Source organism: Streptomyces sp. NBC_00377, assembly GCF_036075115.1.
Lineage (GTDB): Bacteria > Actinomycetota > Actinomycetes > Streptomycetales > Streptomycetaceae > Streptomyces.
This window is the reverse complement of sequence record NZ_CP107958.1, coordinates 5,570,050-5,587,337: the sequence shown is the minus strand read 5'-3', so window position 1 is coordinate 5,587,337 and position 17,288 is coordinate 5,570,050. Positions and strand designations below refer to the sequence as shown.

11 protein-coding genes are annotated in these 17,288 nt (G+C 72.6%); 6 read left to right on the top strand and 5 right to left on the bottom strand.

Going from position 1 to position 17,288, the window contains the following annotated elements; genetic code table 11:
* Positions 1-22: 22 nt before the first annotated feature.
* Complete coding sequence (gene ftsE, locus OHS71_RS24970; RefSeq protein ID WP_057574412.1) at positions 23-712, bottom strand: cell division ATP-binding protein FtsE; 690 nt, start codon at positions 710-712, stop codon at positions 23-25.
* 235 nt (positions 713-947) lie between these two features.
* On the opposite strand from ftsE, the gene OHS71_RS24965 reads away from it, so the two are divergent.
* A complete protein-coding gene (locus tag OHS71_RS24965; RefSeq protein ID WP_057574411.1) occupies positions 948-1,142 on the top strand; it encodes a hypothetical protein in 195 nt (64 codons plus the stop codon).
* Positions 1,143-1,233: 91 nt separating this feature from the next.
* On the opposite strand, the gene OHS71_RS24960 is transcribed toward OHS71_RS24965, so the two are convergent.
* From OHS71_RS24960 to OHS71_RS24945, 4 genes are all read right to left on the bottom strand, one after another.
* A complete protein-coding gene (locus tag OHS71_RS24960) occupies positions 1,234-2,142 on the bottom strand; it encodes a hypothetical protein (protein WP_328481572.1) in 909 nt (302 codons plus the stop codon).
* A 271-nt stretch (positions 2,143-2,413) separates the two neighbouring features.
* Entirely contained in the window at positions 2,414-3,520 is a 1,107-nt protein-coding gene (prfB, locus tag OHS71_RS24955) for a peptide chain release factor 2 (protein WP_328481571.1), read from the bottom strand.
* Positions 3,521-3,662: 142 nt separating this feature from the next.
* Entirely contained in the window at positions 3,663-4,910 is a 1,248-nt protein-coding gene (locus OHS71_RS24950) for a serine/threonine-protein kinase (protein ID WP_328481570.1), read from the bottom strand.
* Between the two features lie 145 nt (positions 4,911-5,055).
* Positions 5,056-6,789 (bottom strand): serine/threonine-protein kinase, encoded by a 1,734-nt coding sequence (locus tag OHS71_RS24945; protein ID WP_328481569.1) that lies wholly within the window; start codon positions 6,787-6,789, stop codon positions 5,056-5,058.
* Between the two features lie 336 nt (positions 6,790-7,125).
* Here OHS71_RS24945 and OHS71_RS24940 point away from each other — a divergent pair, with 336 nt between their 5' ends.
* From OHS71_RS24940 to OHS71_RS24920, 5 genes are all read left to right on the top strand, one after another.
* Positions 7,126-10,782 carry an FHA domain-containing protein gene (locus tag OHS71_RS24940; protein WP_328484633.1) on the top strand — a complete coding sequence of 1,219 codons (3,657 nt, stop codon included), beginning with the start codon at positions 7,126-7,128 and terminating at the stop codon, positions 10,780-10,782.
* Between the two features lie 298 nt (positions 10,783-11,080).
* On the top strand, positions 11,081-12,463 hold the full coding sequence (locus OHS71_RS24935; protein ID WP_328481568.1) for an ABC transporter substrate-binding protein: 1,383 nt from the start codon (positions 11,081-11,083) through the stop codon (positions 12,461-12,463).
* Between the two features lie 7 nt (positions 12,464-12,470).
* Positions 12,471-13,814: a carbohydrate ABC transporter permease gene (locus OHS71_RS24930; RefSeq protein WP_328481567.1), complete on the top strand. Its 1,344-nt coding sequence runs from the start codon at positions 12,471-12,473 to the stop codon at positions 13,812-13,814.
* Positions 13,815-13,834: 20 nt separating this feature from the next.
* The gene (locus OHS71_RS24925) at positions 13,835-14,662 is read left to right on the top strand and encodes a carbohydrate ABC transporter permease (RefSeq protein ID WP_328484632.1); all 828 of its coding nucleotides are present in this window, start codon (positions 13,835-13,837) and stop codon (positions 14,660-14,662) included.
* Between the two features lie 167 nt (positions 14,663-14,829).
* Positions 14,830-17,142, top strand: coding sequence for a bifunctional glycosyltransferase/CDP-glycerol:glycerophosphate glycerophosphotransferase (locus OHS71_RS24920; protein ID WP_328481566.1), 2,313 nt, complete (start codon positions 14,830-14,832; stop codon positions 17,140-17,142).
* Positions 17,143-17,288: the final 146 nt, after the last annotated feature.

Below are 17,288 nucleotides of genomic sequence, written 5' to 3'. Positions count from 1 at the left end.
GGGCGGGGGCGAGCGGGAGCGGTCAGTGCTGGTAGCCGTAGACGCCGCGCGCCTGGTCGCGGACGAGGCGGCCCTGCTCCAGCTCGATGACGCGCTTGCGCATCTGGTCCACGATGTTCTGGTCGTGGGTGGCCATCAGCACGGTCGTGCCCGTCCGGTTGATCCGGTCGAGCAGCTTCATGATGCCGACCGAGGTCTGCGGGTCGAGGTTGCCGGTGGGCTCGTCCGCGATCAGCAGCTTGGGCCGGTTGACGAAGGCCCGCGCGATGGCGACGCGCTGCTGCTCACCGCCGGAGAGTTCACCGGGCATCCGGTCCTCCTTGCCGCCGAGCCCGACGAGGTCGAGCACCTGCGGCACGGACTTGCGGATCTCGCCCTTCGACTTGCCGATGACCTCCTGCGCGAAGGCGACGTTCTCCGCCACCGTCTTGTTCGGCAGCAGCCGGAAGTCCTGGAAGACCGTTCCGAGCTGGCGGCGCATCTGCGGCACCTTCCAGTTGGACAGGCGCGCGAGGTCCTTGCCCAGGACGTGCACCTGACCCTGGCTGGTGCGCTCCTCGCGCAGGACCAGCCGCAGGAAGGTGGACTTGCCGGAGCCGGAGGATCCCACGAGGAACACGAACTCGCCCTTCTCCACCTCGAGGGAGACATCCCTGAGTGCGGGGCGGGTCTGCTTGGGGTAGACCTTGGAGACGTTGTCGAATCGGATCACGGGTGCACCACGGGTCGCCGGGGGTAGATGAGCGTGACCATACGCGAACCGGGGAGGGCGGCGCAGGCGTCGCGAGCGGTTGAGTGGTGCTTGTGCCTTTTGTACGGGACTTTGTACGTCCCCCGCTCTCCGGGTGAGCCGCGCGGCCCCCGCAGGAACCTGGCACAGTGGAGGGGGAACGTTCCCGTTCCCCGAGGCGTTGTGTAGGTGGAACCGGTGCAAGGAGGGCGAGCGCATGACGTACGACCGGCTGGTGTGCGCTAACTGCGCCGCGCCCGTGAGCGAAGGCCGGTGCCCCGTGTGCCGCGCGAACCGCGAGCGGCTGCAGCAACAGGAGAACTTCTTCGCGGGGCTGAACCCGATGGCGCTGATCGCGCTGCTGGCGGTCCTGGTGGCGGCGCTGGCGCTGCTGGCCCATCAGACCGCGTAACCGACCCGGACGCGCACGGCACGAGGGGCCCGGAGCTGATCGCTCCGGGCCCCTCGGCGTGTACGTCACGTACGGACGCGACTACCCGACGTCAGGCAGCGGCTCCGCCGCGGCCGGCCACGAGGCGCGGCAGCACCCGGAAGCCGACGCCGCCGGCGATCATCGTGGCAGCGCCGATGATCAGGAACGTGGTCTGGCCGGCACCGGTCTCGGCGAGCTCCTTGCCCCCGCCCTGCGCGCTGGTGTCGACGGCGGAGACCGAGGTGTCGGTCAGCGCGGAGCTGCCCTCCTCCTGGGTGGAGGTCCCGTCGGTGCCGGGACCGCCGGTGGTGGAGCCGCCCGTGGCGGAGCCGCCGCCGGAGGAGCTCGAACCGCCGGTGGTGCCGGAACCGCCGGTGGAGTCGTCGCCGCCGGTGGTGCCGGAACCGCCGGTGGCGGAGCTGCCGCCGGTCGTGGTGGAGCCACCCGTGGTGGTGGAACCACCGGTCGTGGAACCGCCGGTCGTGGTGGAACCACCGGTCGTGGAGCCGCCGGTGGTGGTGGAACCGCCGGTCGTGGAGCCGCCGGTGGTGGTGGAGCCGCCCGTGGTCGAGCTGCCGCCGGTGCTGGAGTCGCCGCCGGTACTGGCCGTTCCGCCGATGGACACCGTCCCGCCGATGGAGGCCGCCCCACCGGTGGAGGAGTCACCGCCGGTCGAGGAGGTGCCGCCGGTGGAGGAGGTGCCGCCGGTGGAGGAGTCGCCACCGGTCGAGGAGCTGCCGCCGGTCGAGGAGTCGCCGCCCGTGGAGTTCGTGCCGCCGACGGTGCAGATCCCGATCGGGCAGGGGTCCGGCTCGCCGCCCGTCTGCGTGCCGACTTCGCCGGACGTCGACACCAGGCCGCTGAGGCCACCCTCGTCACCGGCGGCCGAGGCGACGCCGGCGACCGTCAGCGAGGCACCCGCGGCGATCACGGCGCCCGCGGCTATGCGCGCGACCCGGATCCGCGTCTTCTTGGTCATATGGTTGCTACCCCCAGTAGCTGAATCGTCGATGAGGCCGCGCCCGGGGCCGTGATCGACGGAGGTAGCTGAGATGCAGCTGGAGCCCCCGGTTCACATGCGCCCCGGAGATACGCATGCCACACTGCACCCTCCCCATTTTCCAAAGCATCGTCAAGGTCGTTGCGTACGCAATGTCCAAGTCGGGCCGCTTTGCGCGATGTTGGTGCTGTGAATGTGACGTAAAAAAGCAACCGCCCCTGATTCAGGAGCGGTTGCCTTGTCGACAAACCTACTTCTCTTGCTGCTTGCGCCAGCGAATTCCGGCTTCCAGGAACCCGTCGATCTCACCGTTGAACACGGCCTCCGGGTTGCCGACCTCGAACTCGGTACGCAGGTCCTTGACCATCTGGTACGGGTGCAGGACGTACGAACGCATCTGGTTGCCCCAGGAGTTGCCGCCGTCGCCCTTGAGCGCGTCCATCTTGGCCTGCTCCTCCTGCCGGCGCCGGTCGAGCAGCTTGGCCTGGAGGACGTTCATCGCGGACGCCTTGTTCTGGATCTGCGACCGCTCGTTCTGGCAGGAGACGACGATGCCGGTGGGCAGGTGGGTGAGGCGCACCGCCGAGTCGGTGGTGTTCACGCCCTGGCCGCCGGGGCCGGAGGACCGGTAGACGTCGACCCGCAGTTCGGACTCGTCGATCTCGATGTGGTCGGTGGTCTCCACCACGGGCAGGATCTCGACACCCGCGAAGGAGGTCTGCCGACGCCCCTGGTTGTCGAAGGGGGAGATCCGCACGAGCCGGTGCGTGCCCTGCTCCACCGAGAGGGTGCCGTAGGCGTACGGGATCTGCACGGCGAAGGTGGTCGACTTGATGCCGGCCTCCTCGGCGTACGACGTCTCGTAGATCTCGGTCTTGTAGCCGTGCTGCTCCGCCCACCGCAGGTACATCCGCTGGAGCTTCTCCGCGAAGTCGGCGGCGTCGACGCCACCGGCCTCGGCGCGGATGTTCACGAGCGCCTCGCGGGAGTCGTACTCACCGCTGAGGAGCGTGCGGACCTCCATCTCGTCCAGCGCCTTCTTGACGGCGGTGAGCTCGGACTCGGCCTCCGCGAGGGTGTCCGGGTCGTCCTCCTCCTGGGCCATCTCGAACAGCACGGAGAGATCGTCGATCCGCCCGCGCAGCGTGTCGGCCTTCCTGACCTCGGCCTGGAGGTGGGACAGCTTGCTGGTGATCTTCTGCGCCTCGTCCGGGTTGTCCCACAGGGACGGCGCGGCCGCCTGCTCCTCGAGCACGGCGATGTCTGCCCTCAGCTTGTCGAGGTCCAGAACGGCCTCGATCGACTCCATGGTCGAGGAGAGGGACTTGAGCTCTTCGGATACATCGACGACTGCCACGCCTCCAGCCTAACGGACCCGCCATCCGGGCCCGCCCGCCCTCGGCCGCCGGGCCCCGGTCGGAACCGATCAGCCCGTCCGGCACGGGAGAACGAGGCCCCTTCAGGGGCGAAGCGGGGGTCCGGGGGCGCAGCCCCTGGGGTCAAGGGGACGCCGGCGTCGAGTTCTTCGTGTCCTGGGGGGTCGCCCCCGCGTCGTCACCGGAGGTGGCCGCCCAGGTGCCGATCCCCGCCGCGGCAACCAGCGCCACCGCCGCCACACCGAGCGTGATGCGCCGCCGCCGCGTGGCGGAGCGGTTGCGCGCCGAACCGGGACGCGGCGCCCCCGCCGCCCTCGGCACCCGTGCCGTGCCGTGCGCCCCGCCCGCCAGCTCGTCCGGCGCGGGCACCCGCATCGACGTGTGGGTGTCCCGGTTGGAGTCCGGCTTGGCGTGCGGCACCAGCGGCACCGAACCGCGCCGGGCCCGCCCGGAAGGCGTCGTCGGAGAAGAGGCGGAGGGCTCGGCCTCGGCCGGCTCGCCCTCCTCCTGCTCCGGGTCCGGCTCGTCGACGTCCAGCGGCGGCATCCCCGCCAGCGTCGGCAGCTGCTCCCGCAGCCGTGCCGCCAGCTCGGTCGCCCGCAGCCGGGACGCCGGCGCCTTCGCCAGGCACTGCACGATGAGCTGCCACAGCTCGTCCGTGATGCCGGGAAGCGGAGCGACGGACTCCGTGACGTGGCGGCGCAGCACCGCGCCCGGATGACCGCCCCCGAAGGGGGTGAAGCCCGCGAGGAGCTCGTACAGGACGGTCGCCAGGGCGTAGATGTCCACCGAGGCACGCGGCGGCAGGCCCTCCACGATCTCCGGCGCCAGATAGTCAGGCGTGCCGATGATCTTCGTGGCTCGGGTCCGTTTGGGGGTGTCGATCAGTTTCGCGACGCCGAAGTCGGTCAGCAGGGCGCGGTGCGAGCCGCCGGGACCGAGCGGGCCCTGCATGTCGAGCAGGATGTTCTCGGGCTTCACGTCCCGGTGCACGATCCCGGCCGCGTGGGCGGCGGCCAGCCCCTCGGCGATGTCCGCGACGATCGCCACGGCGGCCTCGGGCGCGAGCCGCCGGTCCCGTTCGAGGCGGGTGCGCAGGTCCGTGCCGCGGACGAGGTCCATGACCAGGGCCAAGTCGTTGCCGTCGACCACCAGGTCCCGGACGGACACCACGTGCGGGTGCTCCAGCCCGAGCAGGGCGGTGCGCTCCTGCACGAAGCGGCCCACGAGCTCCTCGTCGGAGGCGAGGTCCTCGCGCAGCAGCTTGACGGCGACGGGCCCGTCCGGTCCCTCGCCCAGCCACACCGTGCCGGCGCTGCCCCGTCCCAGGATCTGGTGGGCGGTGTACCGGCTGCCGATCTTCCGTGCCAAGGCTGCTCCTACGGACGCGTGTTGCCCATCAAAGTACGCGTCCGAGGAGCCAACCTTCACCGCGGAGACGGAAATCACCCGCCGGATGTCGACAAGTACACAAACTCGTGGTCAGCGCCGGAGCCGGTGCTCACCCGCCGACGGCTCAGTTGCCCGTGCCACCCGTGCCGCTGCCGCCCGAGTCGGCCAGGTCTCCGATCCAGCCGGTGACGTCGTCGAACCAGCCGCTGATCAGCTGCCAGTAGCTCTCGCCGGTGCCGATCCAGTCCTGGAGCGGGCTCAGCTCCCAGATCAGCCACCCGGCGACGAACAGGATGACGATCGTGAACAGGCATCCCTTCAGGCAGCCCAGTCCGGGGATCTTCATCGGGTTGGCGCTGCGCTGCCTCGGCTCACGCGGCTGCCGGGGTGCCGGCTCGGGCCGCTGTCCCGGCTGCTGCTGGGGCGCCGGCGCGTACCGCTGGTGCTGAGGCTGCTGGTGCTGCGGGGGCGCGTACTGCTGCTGCGGCTGTCCCTGGTATCCGTAGCCGGGGGGCTGCTGCTGGCGCTGCTGGGGGCGCTGCTGCTGGGGCCGCTGTTGCTGCTGGTTCTGCGGCGGATACGGCTGCTGGGGCTGCTGGGGCTGCCGGGAGACCTGCCGCTGAGGGCGGCGGCGCAGCGGGTCCTCACCGGGGTCGAGGTACTGCTGGACCTGCGTCGGCTCGTTGCGGTCACGGGCGGCCCGCATCTGGCTCTGCCAGGGGTGCGGCTGCTCCGGCTGCTGACCCTGCTGTCCTTGCTGACCGTACTGTCCCGGCTGGTGCGGCGGCACCGGCGGGAGGACGGCCGTCGGATCGGCGGCGCCGGACGGGCCGCCCGTGTGCGGAAGGACGGCGGTGGGGTCGGCGGCGCCCGCCGGACCGCCCGTGTGCGGCAGGACGCTGGTCGCGGCGTTGGGGTCGTAGGCGCCGCCGGGCACGGTGGCGGGCGTCGGGTCGGGCGCGAGCAGATGGCCGACGCCGTCGGCGGCCGCGATCTGCATCGAGTTCGCGTGCACCCCGATGCCCTCGGCCACGATCCGCAGCCCGCGCGCGAGGTTCTCGGCGCTCGGCCGGTCGTCCGGGTTCTTGCGCAGGCAGCGCTCGATGACCGTCCAGAGCGGGTCCGGGACCGTGGACGGCCGGCGCGGCTCGGCGTTCAGGTGCTGGTGCAGCACCTCGAGGGCGGAGCCGCCGGAGAACGGCGGGCGGCCCGTGACCAGCTCGTACAGCAGGATGCCGGCGCCGTAGATGTCCACGGCCGAGGTCTGCGGGCGGCCCTCGGCGGACTCCGGCGCGACGTACGCGGGCGTGCCGACGAATTCACTGGTCCGGGTCAGGCCCGGGGAGTCGGCGAGTCGCGCGATGCCGAAGTCGGTGAGCAGCGGGTGCATCTGCCCGCCGTTCTGCATCAGCAGGACGTTGGCCGGCTTCAGGTCGCGGTGCACGACACCGTCGGCGTGGCTGGCGGCGAGCGCGTCGGCGACCTGGGCGGTGAGCAGGGAGGCGGCGACGGGCGTGAAGGGGCCGTTCTCGCGCAGGTAGCGATGCAGGTCGGGGCCGTCGACGAGGTCCATGACCAGCGCCAGCAGATCGCCCTCGACGACCAGGTCACGGACCCGGACGATGTTCGGGTGGGTCAGGCGCAGCAGCACGGACCGCTCCCGCAGGAAGCGCATCACGACATCGGGGTCGTTCGCGAGCTCCTCCTTGAGGACCTTGATCGCGACGGTCTCCCCGGGCTGGCCGGCCACGGCCGCCTCGGCGCCCGCGGTCTCGCGCTGGCGGGCTCGCCAGACGGTGCCCGTGGCGCCGCGTCCGAGCGGCTCCTCGAGCAGGTACTTGCTGCCGACTGGCCGCACGTCACGCGCTCCCTGCTGCTTGCTTGCCTGTCCTGTCCGTGTTCCGACCCACTGTAGTGCCGCCGTGCGGACGCCGGGCTGTCGTCGTAATCCGAAGGAAAGACGCGTGGCCCGGTCTTCTTGGTTGCCGCGGCCGGACGTGACCGATCTCAACTGATCGCCGGTGACGCACTTGTCCGGCACTTTTGCGGGCAGAGCCGACCAATCAAGATCACTTGCCACCGGGTGTGGGGCGCGTTGTCAGTGGCAGGTGCGAGGATGCCTTTCGTACTGGCCGCTGTGCTCGTGTGGGGTGGGGGGAAGCCCGCGCCCGTGCAGAAGGGACCGCTGACGGCGATGCAGATCCGGCTGACCGTCGTAGACCCGACGGGCCCGCCCCTCCCCGCGCAGGGCACCGCTCGTGCGGGGGGACCTCCGGCGCGGGCCCGCTCCGCGAGCTGCGACGTACTGGTCACGGCGCCCGCCGGCACGGCTCTGGCCGCGGTGGCGTCCGCGCTGGCCGCGGCGGTCTCCGGGGAGGGCACCCCGTCGGCCTCCTCCGCGGCGGCGGTCGTGCTCTACGCGGGCGTGGAGCGGCTCGACACCCAGCGCTGCACACTCGGCGAGCCGCCGCTGATCGACGGCGCCGTGCTGTCCCTGGGCGCCCCGGCCGACCCCGAGCCGCATCCCGAGGTCGACGAGGCCCCGGCCCGCCTGCACGTGGTGGCCGGACCCGACGCGGGCGGCGTGCACCTGCTGCACGGCGGCCAGGTCCGCGTGGGCCGTTCCGCGGACGCCGACGTGCCCCTCGACGACCCGGACGTCTCCCGGCTGCACTGCGCCGTGACCCTCTCCGCCGACGGCCGCGTCACGGTCGCCGACCTCGGCTCCACCAACGGCACCACCCTGGACGGCGCCCGGGTCCAGGCCCGTCCTGTCCGCCTCGTCCCGGGCGCCCTGCTGCGCGTCGGCGAGTCGGCCCTGCGGCTGGCCCCGCCCGGCGGGCCGGGTCCGCGGGCGGCGACCACGCCGGACGGGGAGGGCCACGTCCGGGTGCCCTGCGCCGGCACGGTCGCGCAGGACGGGGACCCGGCAGCGGGAGGCCCGTCCGGGGACCGCTCCGCCCCGGGCGCGGCACAGGCGCGTGCGACGGGCGACGGCACGGGTGACCGGGAAGGCCCGTCGGGACCGACCGGCCACGCCCTCGGCACGGTGGACTGGAACGACTCGTCGCGGACGCGGGGCGGGCGCGCATCCGGAGCCGGGGAGGCCCCCGCGGCGCCTCCGGTGGTACCGGGCCAGGGCACGGCGCCACGCATCGAGAGCCGGCGCGGCGGCGAGGCCCGCCCGGTGGACCCGGCGCGGACCACGCCGGGAGCGGTCGCCCCGGACAGCGCGCCGGGGGCGGGCGGCGGCTCCACGGCCACCCACGCCGGCCTCGGTTCGTTCACGGGCGCGTACGACGACGTCCGCGGCCCGCACGACGACCCACGCCCCCCACAGAACCCCGCCGCCCCCGGCTCCTCCCCCGCCCCCCGGTCCGCCACCACGCCGGCGCCCGCGCCTTCGCCCACGCCCGCGTCGTATCCCTACGACGACCTTCCCGACGCCGATCCGCGCGCGGTCACCGGCCGCAAGGGCACCCCGCTGCGCGGCACCGACATACCTCCGGGCGTCCGCAAGCGCGGAGGCCTCTCCGCCTGGGCACGCAGGCTGGCGGGCAGTCGCGGGGGCGCCCAGGACACGGACGGCCCCGGGATCCACGACGAAGAGGAGACCGGAGCGGAGCCGTACCCGTCGGCCCTCGCGTCCCCCGCGCCCGAGACCTGGCCCGACCCGGCGGCGCTGCTGCTCACGGCACTGGGCCCGGGCCCCCGGCTGTGGGAACGCGGCCCGGGTCACCCCGAGGCGCTCACCGTGCGGCTGGGGACGGCCGACCGGCCGGCGCCCGACGGCTCGGGTCTGCTGCCCGCCGTACCGGTGACGACGGGGCTGCGCGAGGTCGGCGCCCTCGGTCTGGCCGGGCCGCGCCCCCGGCTGTCCGGGCTGGCGCGGGCGGTGCTGGCCCAGCTCGCCGCGCTGCACTCCCCCGACACCCTGGAAATCGTCCTGATCAGCACGGACCGCGCGCGCGACGAGGCGGAGCGCGTCGCCGAGTGGTCCTGGCTGGGCTGGTTGCCGCATCTGCGCCCCGGGCACGGCCAGGACTGCCGTCTGCTGCTCGCCTACGACCGCGACCAGGCGACGGCCCGTGCCGACGAGCTGCTGCGCCGCCTGGAGGACCAGCTCTCCGACAGTGCGAGCGGCCTTGCCGGCACGCGAGCGGTGCAGGTGCCCGCGCCCCGGAGCGCCGCCCACCGCCCCTCCTGGGCCGTGGCGGACGACACGGGGGAGGGCGGCTTCCCCGGCCCCTACACGGTGGTCGTCGTGGACGGCGATCCCGGCGGCGCCGATCTGCGCGAGGCGGTGGCACGGCTGGCGGTTGCCGGACCGCGCGCCGGCATACACGTCGTCTGCCTCGCCGAGACGCCCGCCGCCTCCCCCTCCTCGCCGGTGGCGGAGACCTACGAGACGGCCTGTGCGGCGGCGCCCACGTTCCGCGCGTGCGGAGCCGTGGCGCTGCTCAGCGGGGACGTGGCGACGGCGCTGCGGCTGCTGCGGGTCGCGCCGGCCGGGGCGCAGACCGAGCGGCCCGGCCCGGTGGGACCCGGCACGGTCGGCGCGGTGGACGCGGTCTCCCTGGCCTGGGCCGAACGCTTCGCGCGCGCTCTGGCGCCCCTGCGCCCGGACGGCGCGGGCGGCGGCGGTGAGCGGCACACACGGGTGTCCGCACCGCTGCCCCAGTCGGCCCGTCTCCTGGACAAGCTGGGCCTGGCCCGCGCCACGCCCGCCTCGCTGATGGCCCGCTGGGCGGACGCGGCCGACGACGCCGAGGCGCTCGGCGGCCGGGCGTGGGCCGTGCTCGGCGCCGGTCCGCGTGGCCCGGTCGGCGTGGACCTGGTCGCCGAGGGCCCGCACCTGCTGATCGAGGGGCCGGCCGGCAGCGGACGTACGGAGCTGCTGCGGGCGGTCGTGGCCTCGCTGGCCGCCGCCGAGCGGCCGGACCGGCTGGGCGTCATCCTGCTGGACGGCCGCGACACCGTCGGCAAGGGCGACGGCGGCCACGGCGACGGCCTGCGGATCTGTACGGACGTACCGCACGTCACCACCCATCTCACCGCCAACGACCCGGTACGGATGCGGGAGTTCGCGCAGTCGCTGAGCGCCGAGCTGAAGCGCAGGTCGGAGCTGCTGGGCCGTTCCGGCTTCGCGGAGTGGCACACGCAGCGCACGGTCTCCGGCCGTATCGTCCCGCAACGCACCCCGGGCGCCGCGTCCCCGGGGGCCGGGCCCGGCGGCGGTTCCGCAGGCGCCGCCGACATCGAGTCCCCGCCCAGCGCCACCCTGCGGTTGCGTCCGGGAGCGGCGGCCCGTCAGCGGGCCGAGGCGGCGCCCCCGCTGCCCCGGCTGGTGGTGGTCGTCGACGACCTGGACGCACTGGTCTCCCCGGCCCTCGGCTCCCCGGGCCGGCCGGCCGCCGGCTCGGTCATGCGCGCGCTGGAGGCGGTGGCCCGCGAGGGCGAGCGGCTCGGCGTGCACCTGGTGACGGCGGCGGGCCCCGGAGGCCGTACGGCGGAGTCGGAACCGGCCCGTCTGTCCACCGTTCGGATCACTCTGGAACCCCCCGGTTCCGGGTCGGACGAACCGGCGCCGGGCCGCGGCCGCCTCAAGGGCGCGGACGGCCGCCTCACCCCCTTCCAGGGCGGCCGTGTCACGGGCCGCATCCCCCGCACGGCGACCCTGCGTCCCACGGTGGTCCCCCTGGAGTGGCACCGCATGGGAGACCCGCCGACCCGCCGCCCGGTGCGGGAACTGGGCAACGGCCCGACCGACCTGGCCCTCCTGGCCAGCGCCCTGGAAAGAGCGGCACGCCAGCTCAGCCCCACCGGTGGCGCCCCCACCGCAGGGGCCTGACGCCCCGCTCCCCCCGGGCGTGAGCGGGGTCGGGCCGATCGCCGGCCGTCCCGGGACGGACTCGGGACGGCGGGGCAGTGGTCCGGCCCGGCAGGGTGATGCTCCCGGTCCGCGCGCCGGGCCGGGAAGCGCTGCGGCCCCGCGTCGGGCATCGCGCGCGTTGCGATCACGACGCGGTCACGATCCCCCGCTCGACAGCACAGGCGCTCTTGCCGAGCCACAGCACCCGGCGTAGACCAGTGCCACGGGACAGCGCCCGAACGTTCACGAGTCGACGAGGACGAAGAACGGGGCAGTGATGCGCAGCACGAGCCACACCATCCGGACACGCAGGACCGTGAAGGCGGCCGCCGCGGTTCTGTCGGGAGCCCTGGCGCTCTCGCTCACCGCGTGCGGCAGCGACGACGACAAGAGCGGAGGAAGCGACAGCAGCACCGGAGGCAAGGAGTCCGGCAGCACCCTCACCCTCCCCAAGCTCGACGGCACCACTCTCGAAGTGGCCGCCGTATGGACCGGCACCGAACAGGCGAACTTCAAGAAGGTCCTCGCCGAGTTCGAGAAACGCACCGGCGCGAAGATCACCTTCGTGCCCGCGCAGGACCCGATCATCAACTTCCTCGGTTCCAAGATCGCGGGCGGCTCACCGCCGGACGTGGCCATGCTGCCGCAGCCAGGCGCCATCAAGCAGGCCGCCGACAAGGGCTGGGCCAAACCGCTGGGCGCCGAGGCCCAGGCGGAGCTCACCAAGAACTACTCGCAGGGCTGGCAGGACATCGGCAAGGCGGGCGGCAAGCAGTACGGCGTCTACTACAAGGCCGCGAACAAGTCGCTGATCTGGTACAACGCCAAGGTCTTCGAGAACGCGGGCGCGAGCGCACCCAAGGCGTGGAAGGACCTGCTGACCACCGCGCAGACGGTGTACGACTCCGGCGTGACCCCGTTCTCGATCGGCGGCGCCGACGGCTGGACCCTCACCGACTGGTTCGAGAACGTCTATCTCTCCCAGGCGGGCCCGGAGAAGTACGACCAGCTGGCCCAGCACAAGATCAAGTGGACGGATCCCTCCGTGAAGGAGGCGCTGACCACGCTCGCCCAGATCTGGGGCAAGAAGGACTGGGTCGCGGGCGGTGCGAGCGGCGCGCTCCAGACCGAGTTCCCGGCCTCGGTGACCCAGACCTTCACCGGCGGCGACCAGCCGAAGGCGGCAATGGTCTACGAGGGCGACTTCGTGCAGGTCAACATCGCCGACACCAAGTCGAAGGTCGGCACGGACGCCAAGGTGTTCCCGTTCCCACAGGTCGGCGGCACCGCGCCGGTGGTCTCCGGCGGTGACGCGGCCGTCATCCTGAAGGACTCCAAGGGCGCGCAGGCGCTGGCGACCTTCCTGGCCTCGCCGGACGCCGCGGAGATCCAGGCCAAGCTCGGCGGCTATCTCTCGCCGAACAAGAACGTCGATGTCTCCGTGTACCCGAACGAGGTGCAGCGGACGATCGCCAAGGCGCTGGTCGCGGCGGGCGACGACTTCCGCTTCGACATGTCGGACCAGGCCCCGCAGGCCTTCGGCGGCACCCCCGGCAAGGGCGAGTGGAAGGACCTCCAGGACTTCCTGAAGAACCCGACGGACGTGGCCGGCACCCAGGCGAAACTGGAGTCGGACGCGGCAGCGGCGTACGGGAACTGACGCAGACATGGCAACGCCTGCGACGGCGGGGGCTCCTGGAGCCCCCGCCCCTCCTCGCTCACGCAAGAGCGTGACCGGCACCCGGAGGACCGTGGCCGCACTGTTCCTGCTGCCCGCCCTGGTGCTGCTCGGCGCGCTCGTGGTCTACCCGATCGGGTACTCGGTCGTGCGCAGTTTCTACGACCAGTCCGGCGACGGCTTCGCCGGCGTCGACAACTACAAGGCCCTCTTCACGGACGAGGGCATCCGTACCGCCCTCAAGAACAACGTGATCTGGGTGGTGTTCGCGCCCACCGTCGCGACCGCGCTCGGTCTCATCTTCGCGGTGCTGACCGAACGGGTGCGCTGGGGCACCGCGTTCAAGCTGGTCGTCTTCATGCCGATGGCGATCTCCATGCTCGCCGCCGGCATCATCTTCCGGCTGGTCTACGACCAGGATCCGGACAAGGGCGTCGCCAACGCGGTGTGGGTGGGCGTCCACGACACGTTCGCCGAGTCGTCGGCGTTCCCGAAGGCCCACCCGGGCCGGGACTCGCCGCTCCGACCGCAGAACGGCGGGTTCGTCACCAGGACCGCCGTGCACACCGGCGAACCGGTCGCCCTTCCCCTGGTCGGCGTCGCTCCCGACCAGATGCCCGGCAGTGCGGCGAAGGCCGTGAAGGCGCGGCCCGAACAGGACGCGGTCACCGGGACCGCCTGGCAGGACTTCACCCGCGGCAAGGGCGTCGGCACGCTCGGCGCACCCGACCCGTCCGAGCTGGGCTACGCCGGGATGCGGATCGAGGCGGTGAAGGACGGCAAGGTGGTCGCGTCGGCGAAGGCGGCCGACGACGGCACCTTCACGCTTCCGGCCGCGGCCGACGGCGCGCTGCTCAGGCTGCCCGCGAGCAACTTCAAGGAGGCGTACAACGGCCTGGACTGGCTGGGCCCCTCGCTGGTCACGCCGGCGATCATCGGCTCGTACATCTGGATGTGGGCGGGCTTCGCGATGGTGCTGATCGCGGCGGGTCTGGCCGGGATCCCGCGCGAACTGCTCGAAGCGGCCCGGGTGGACGGCGCCAACGAGTGGCAGGTGTTCCGTCGGGTCACCGTCCCGCTGCTCGCGCCGGTCCTCGCGGTCGTCGCCGTCACTTTGATGATCAATGTGCTGAAGGTCTTCGACCTGGTCTTCATCATCGCCCCGGGCTCCTCCCAGGACGACGCGAACGTGCTCGCCCTGGAGCTGTACCGCAAGGGCTTCTCCGAGGACCAGCCCGGCATCGCCAGCGCCATCGCGGTGTTCCTGCTGCTCCTGGTGATCCCGGTGATGTGGTTCAACGTGCGTCGGCTCAGGCGGGAGGTGCGGCGGTGACCGGTCGGCTCGCATGGCTCATGGAGAAGCTCAACGGTGGCCTGGTGCGCGCCTTCCTGATCGTCGTCGGCCTGTTCTGGCTGGTGCCGACGATCGGGCTGCTCATCTCCTCCCTCCGCTCGCCCGAGGACATGAGCGCCGACGGCTGGTGGAAGGTGTTCGCCCAGCCCTCCCAACTCACCTTCGACAGCTACCGGAAGCTGCTGGAGAACGGTGACATCACCAGTTCCCTCGTCAACACGATCCTGATCACCGTGCCGGCGACGGTCCTGGTCGTCGTCATCGGCTCGCTCGCGGGCTACGCGTTCGCGTGGATGGAGTTCCCCGGCCGGGACTGGTGGTTCCTGGGTGTCGTGGGGCTGCTGGTGGTGCCGGTGCAGGTGGCGCTCATCCCGATCGCCGAACTGTTCGGCAAGATCGGCCTGTTCGGGAACATCGCCGGGGTGATCCTGTTCCACGTCGGGTTCGGGCTGCCGTTCGCGGTGTTCCTGCTGCGGAACTTCTTCGCGGAGATCCCCCGCGAACTGCTGGAGGCGGCCCGTCTCGACGGCGCCGGCGAACTGCGCCTGTTCGCCCGGGTCGTGATGCCGCTGGGCGGGCCCGCGATCGCGTCCCTGGGCATCTTCCAGTTCCTGTGGGTGTGGAACGACATGCTGGTCGCGCTGGTGTTCACCAACGCCGACAGCCAGCCGATCACGGTCGCCCTCCAGACGCAGGTACGGCAGTTCGGCAACAACATCGACGTGCTCGCGCCCGGCGCGTTCATCTCGATGGTGATCCCGCTGGCCGTGTTCTTCGCGTTCCAGCGGCAGTTCGTGTCCGGCGTGATGGCGGGCGCGGTCAAGTAGCGCTCGAGCGCCCTTTACCGCACGGGCGGACCGGGTCACCGGTCCGCCCCATTCCGTTCACCCGCAATTCCCCCGTATGCCGCACGAAACGTAACCGATTCACTCCATCGGCCGTTCCCGGGCAAGGCCATGTCTTCCGCCCGCGCCGACCCATGGATGGATGTCCCTTGCCCAGGTTCAGTGTCATCGTCCCCGCGTACAAGGTTCAGGCGTACCTGCACGAGTGCCTCGAATCGGTGCTGTCCCAGTCGTTCGCCGATCTCGAACTGATCGTCGTCGACGACCGTTCGCCGGACGCCTGCGGCGAGATCGCCGACGAGTTCGCGGCCCGCGACGCGCGGGTGCGTGTCGTGCACCTGCCGGAGAACGTCGGCCTGGGGCGGGCCCGCAACGCCGGTCTGGAGCGGGCGACCGGCGACTACCTGCTGTTCCTGGACTCCGACGACACGCTCACCCCGGACGCGCTGCGCGCGATCGCCGACCGGGTGGACGAGACGGGCGAGCCGGACGTCCTGGTCTACGACTACGCGAGCACCTACTGGTCGGGCGAGACCGTGCGCAACCAGTTCGCGGCGCAGCTCACCGAGGAGGGTCCCGCGCCCTTCCGGCTCCAGGACCGTCCGGGGCTGCTCAGGGTGCTGATGGTGGCGTGGAACAAGGCCTACCGGCGGGAGTTCGTGGAGCGCGTGGGCCTGACGTTCCCGCCCGGCTTCTACGAGGACACGCCGTGGACGTACCCGGCGCTGATGGCGGCACGGACACTCGCGACGCTGGACCGGGTCTGTGTGCACTACCGGCAGCGCCGCCGGGGCAACATCCTGTCCACCACGAGCCGGGGGCACTTCGACGTCTTCGAGCAGTACGACCGGGTCTTCGCGTTCGTCGAGCAGCGGCCCGAACTGGCCTGCTGGCGACCGGTGTTGTTCCGCCGCATGGTCGACCACCTCTCGACGGTCTTCACCAAGCGCGACCGGCTCCCGCCGGGCTCGCGCGCCGAGTTCCTGCGCAGGGCCCGCGCCCACTACCGCCGTTACCGCACCCCGGGCGCCCCGGTCCCGCTGCGGTCCCGGCTGCGCCACACCCTGGTCCACTTCGGCGTGCACCGCACCTACCGGGCGCTCCAGGCGACCATGACCGTCCGCCGGCGCACCCACAAGGCCGTCTCGAAACTCGCCCGCGTCCTCAAGGCAACCGTCCTCCAGGCCCATTACCGCATCCAGCTGCGGCTGCCGCTGCGCGCCGACCGTGCCGTGTTCGCGGCCTACTGGGGCCGCGGCCACAGCTGCAACCCGGGCGCGCTGGAGGCCGCGTTCCGCACCTTCGCGCCACATGTGCGCACGGCGTGGATCGCCCGCCCCGAGCACCGGGCGGCCGTCCCGCCGGGCCCGCGGCAGGTACGCCCCGGGACGGCCGCGTACTGGACGGCGCTGGCCCGCTCCAAGTACCTGGTGAACAACGTCAATTTCGACCGGCGGCTGGTCAAGCGCCCCGGCCAGGTCTTCGTGCAGACCCAGCACGGCACCCCGCTCAAGCACATGGGCCTGGACCTCCAGGAGCGTCCGGCGGCCGCCCGCGACATGGACTTCGCCGAACTGCTGCGCGGCGTCGACAAGTGGGACTACGTGCTGTCGGCGAACCGCCACACCACGCTCACCTGGGAGCGCGTCTACCCGGGAAGCTACGAGACCCTCGAGTACGGCTATCCCCGCAACGACGTCTTCCAGAAGGCGACGTCGGCGGACGTGGCCCGGCTGCGCGAGTCCCTCGGCATCCCCCGCGACACGGTCGCCGTCCTCTACGCGCCCACGCACCGCGACTACCGCCGGGTCCAGCGTTCCCACGTCGACCTGGAGCGCGTGCTGCGCCGGCTGGGGCCCCGCTTCGTGATCCTGGCCCGCGCCCACTACTGGCAGGAGGCCCCGCTCGCCCGCCGGGTGCCCGGCCTCATCGACGTCACCGACCACCCGAGCGTGGAAGCCCTCTGCCTGGCCTCGGACGCCCTGGTCACCGACTACTCGTCGCTGATGTTCGACTACGCGGGGCTGGACCGCCCGATCGTCATCCACGCCGACGACTGGGAGGCCTACGAGGCGGCCCGCGGCACCTATTTCGATCTGCGTGCCTGTCCGCCCGGCGCGGTGGCGCGCAGCGAGGACGAACTGACCGACATCTTCGTGACCGGCCACTGGCGCGGCGCCCGCTCGGACCGGCTGCGGGCCGCGTTCCGCGAGCGGTTCTGCCCGCACGACGACGGACGGGCCGCCGAGCGCGTCGTACGGCGGGTCGTGCTGGGCGAGACATGTCTGCCTGCGGTCGTGCCGCTCGCCGAGCGCCGTCCGGTGCCGTCGGCCACCGCAGGCGCGCCCGCGCTGCCCGCGCTGCCCAGCCAGCTCGCACTGCCCGCCTCGCCCTCGGTGCGCCCGCCGCTCGCCCACGTGCCACCGCCCGCCGGCTCGGTCCCCGTCACCGAGCGGCGCTGAACGCCGTTCTTCCTTCCGGGAGTTCCCATGACCACCGGCTCGTCGCGGCCCACCCCCACCCGGCCGTCCACCTGGCGGCCGACCGGGCGGCCCGGCCGCTCCGCCTGAAGAACCCGCCGCAGACCGGTGGACGAACAGCTCAGCAG

Bases quoted from the DNA above. Each gene is read 5' to 3' on its own strand.
- OHS71_RS24965 (WP_057574411.1), top strand. From the start codon at position 948: ATGACGTACGACCGGCTGGTGTGCGCTAACTGCGCCGCGCCCGTGAGC.
- OHS71_RS24960 (WP_328481572.1), bottom strand. From the start codon at position 2,142: ATGACCAAGAAGACGCGGATCCGGGTCGCGCGCATAGCCGCGGGCGCC.
- OHS71_RS24940 (WP_328484633.1), top strand. From the start codon at position 7,126: ATGCAGATCCGGCTGACCGTCGTAGACCCGACGGGCCCGCCCCTCCCC.
- OHS71_RS24935 (WP_328481568.1), top strand. From the start codon at position 11,081: ATGCGCAGCACGAGCCACACCATCCGGACACGCAGGACCGTGAAGGCG.
- OHS71_RS24930 (WP_328481567.1), top strand. From the start codon at position 12,471: ATGGCAACGCCTGCGACGGCGGGGGCTCCTGGAGCCCCCGCCCCTCCT.
- OHS71_RS24925 (WP_328484632.1), top strand. From the start codon at position 13,835: ATGGAGAAGCTCAACGGTGGCCTGGTGCGCGCCTTCCTGATCGTCGTC.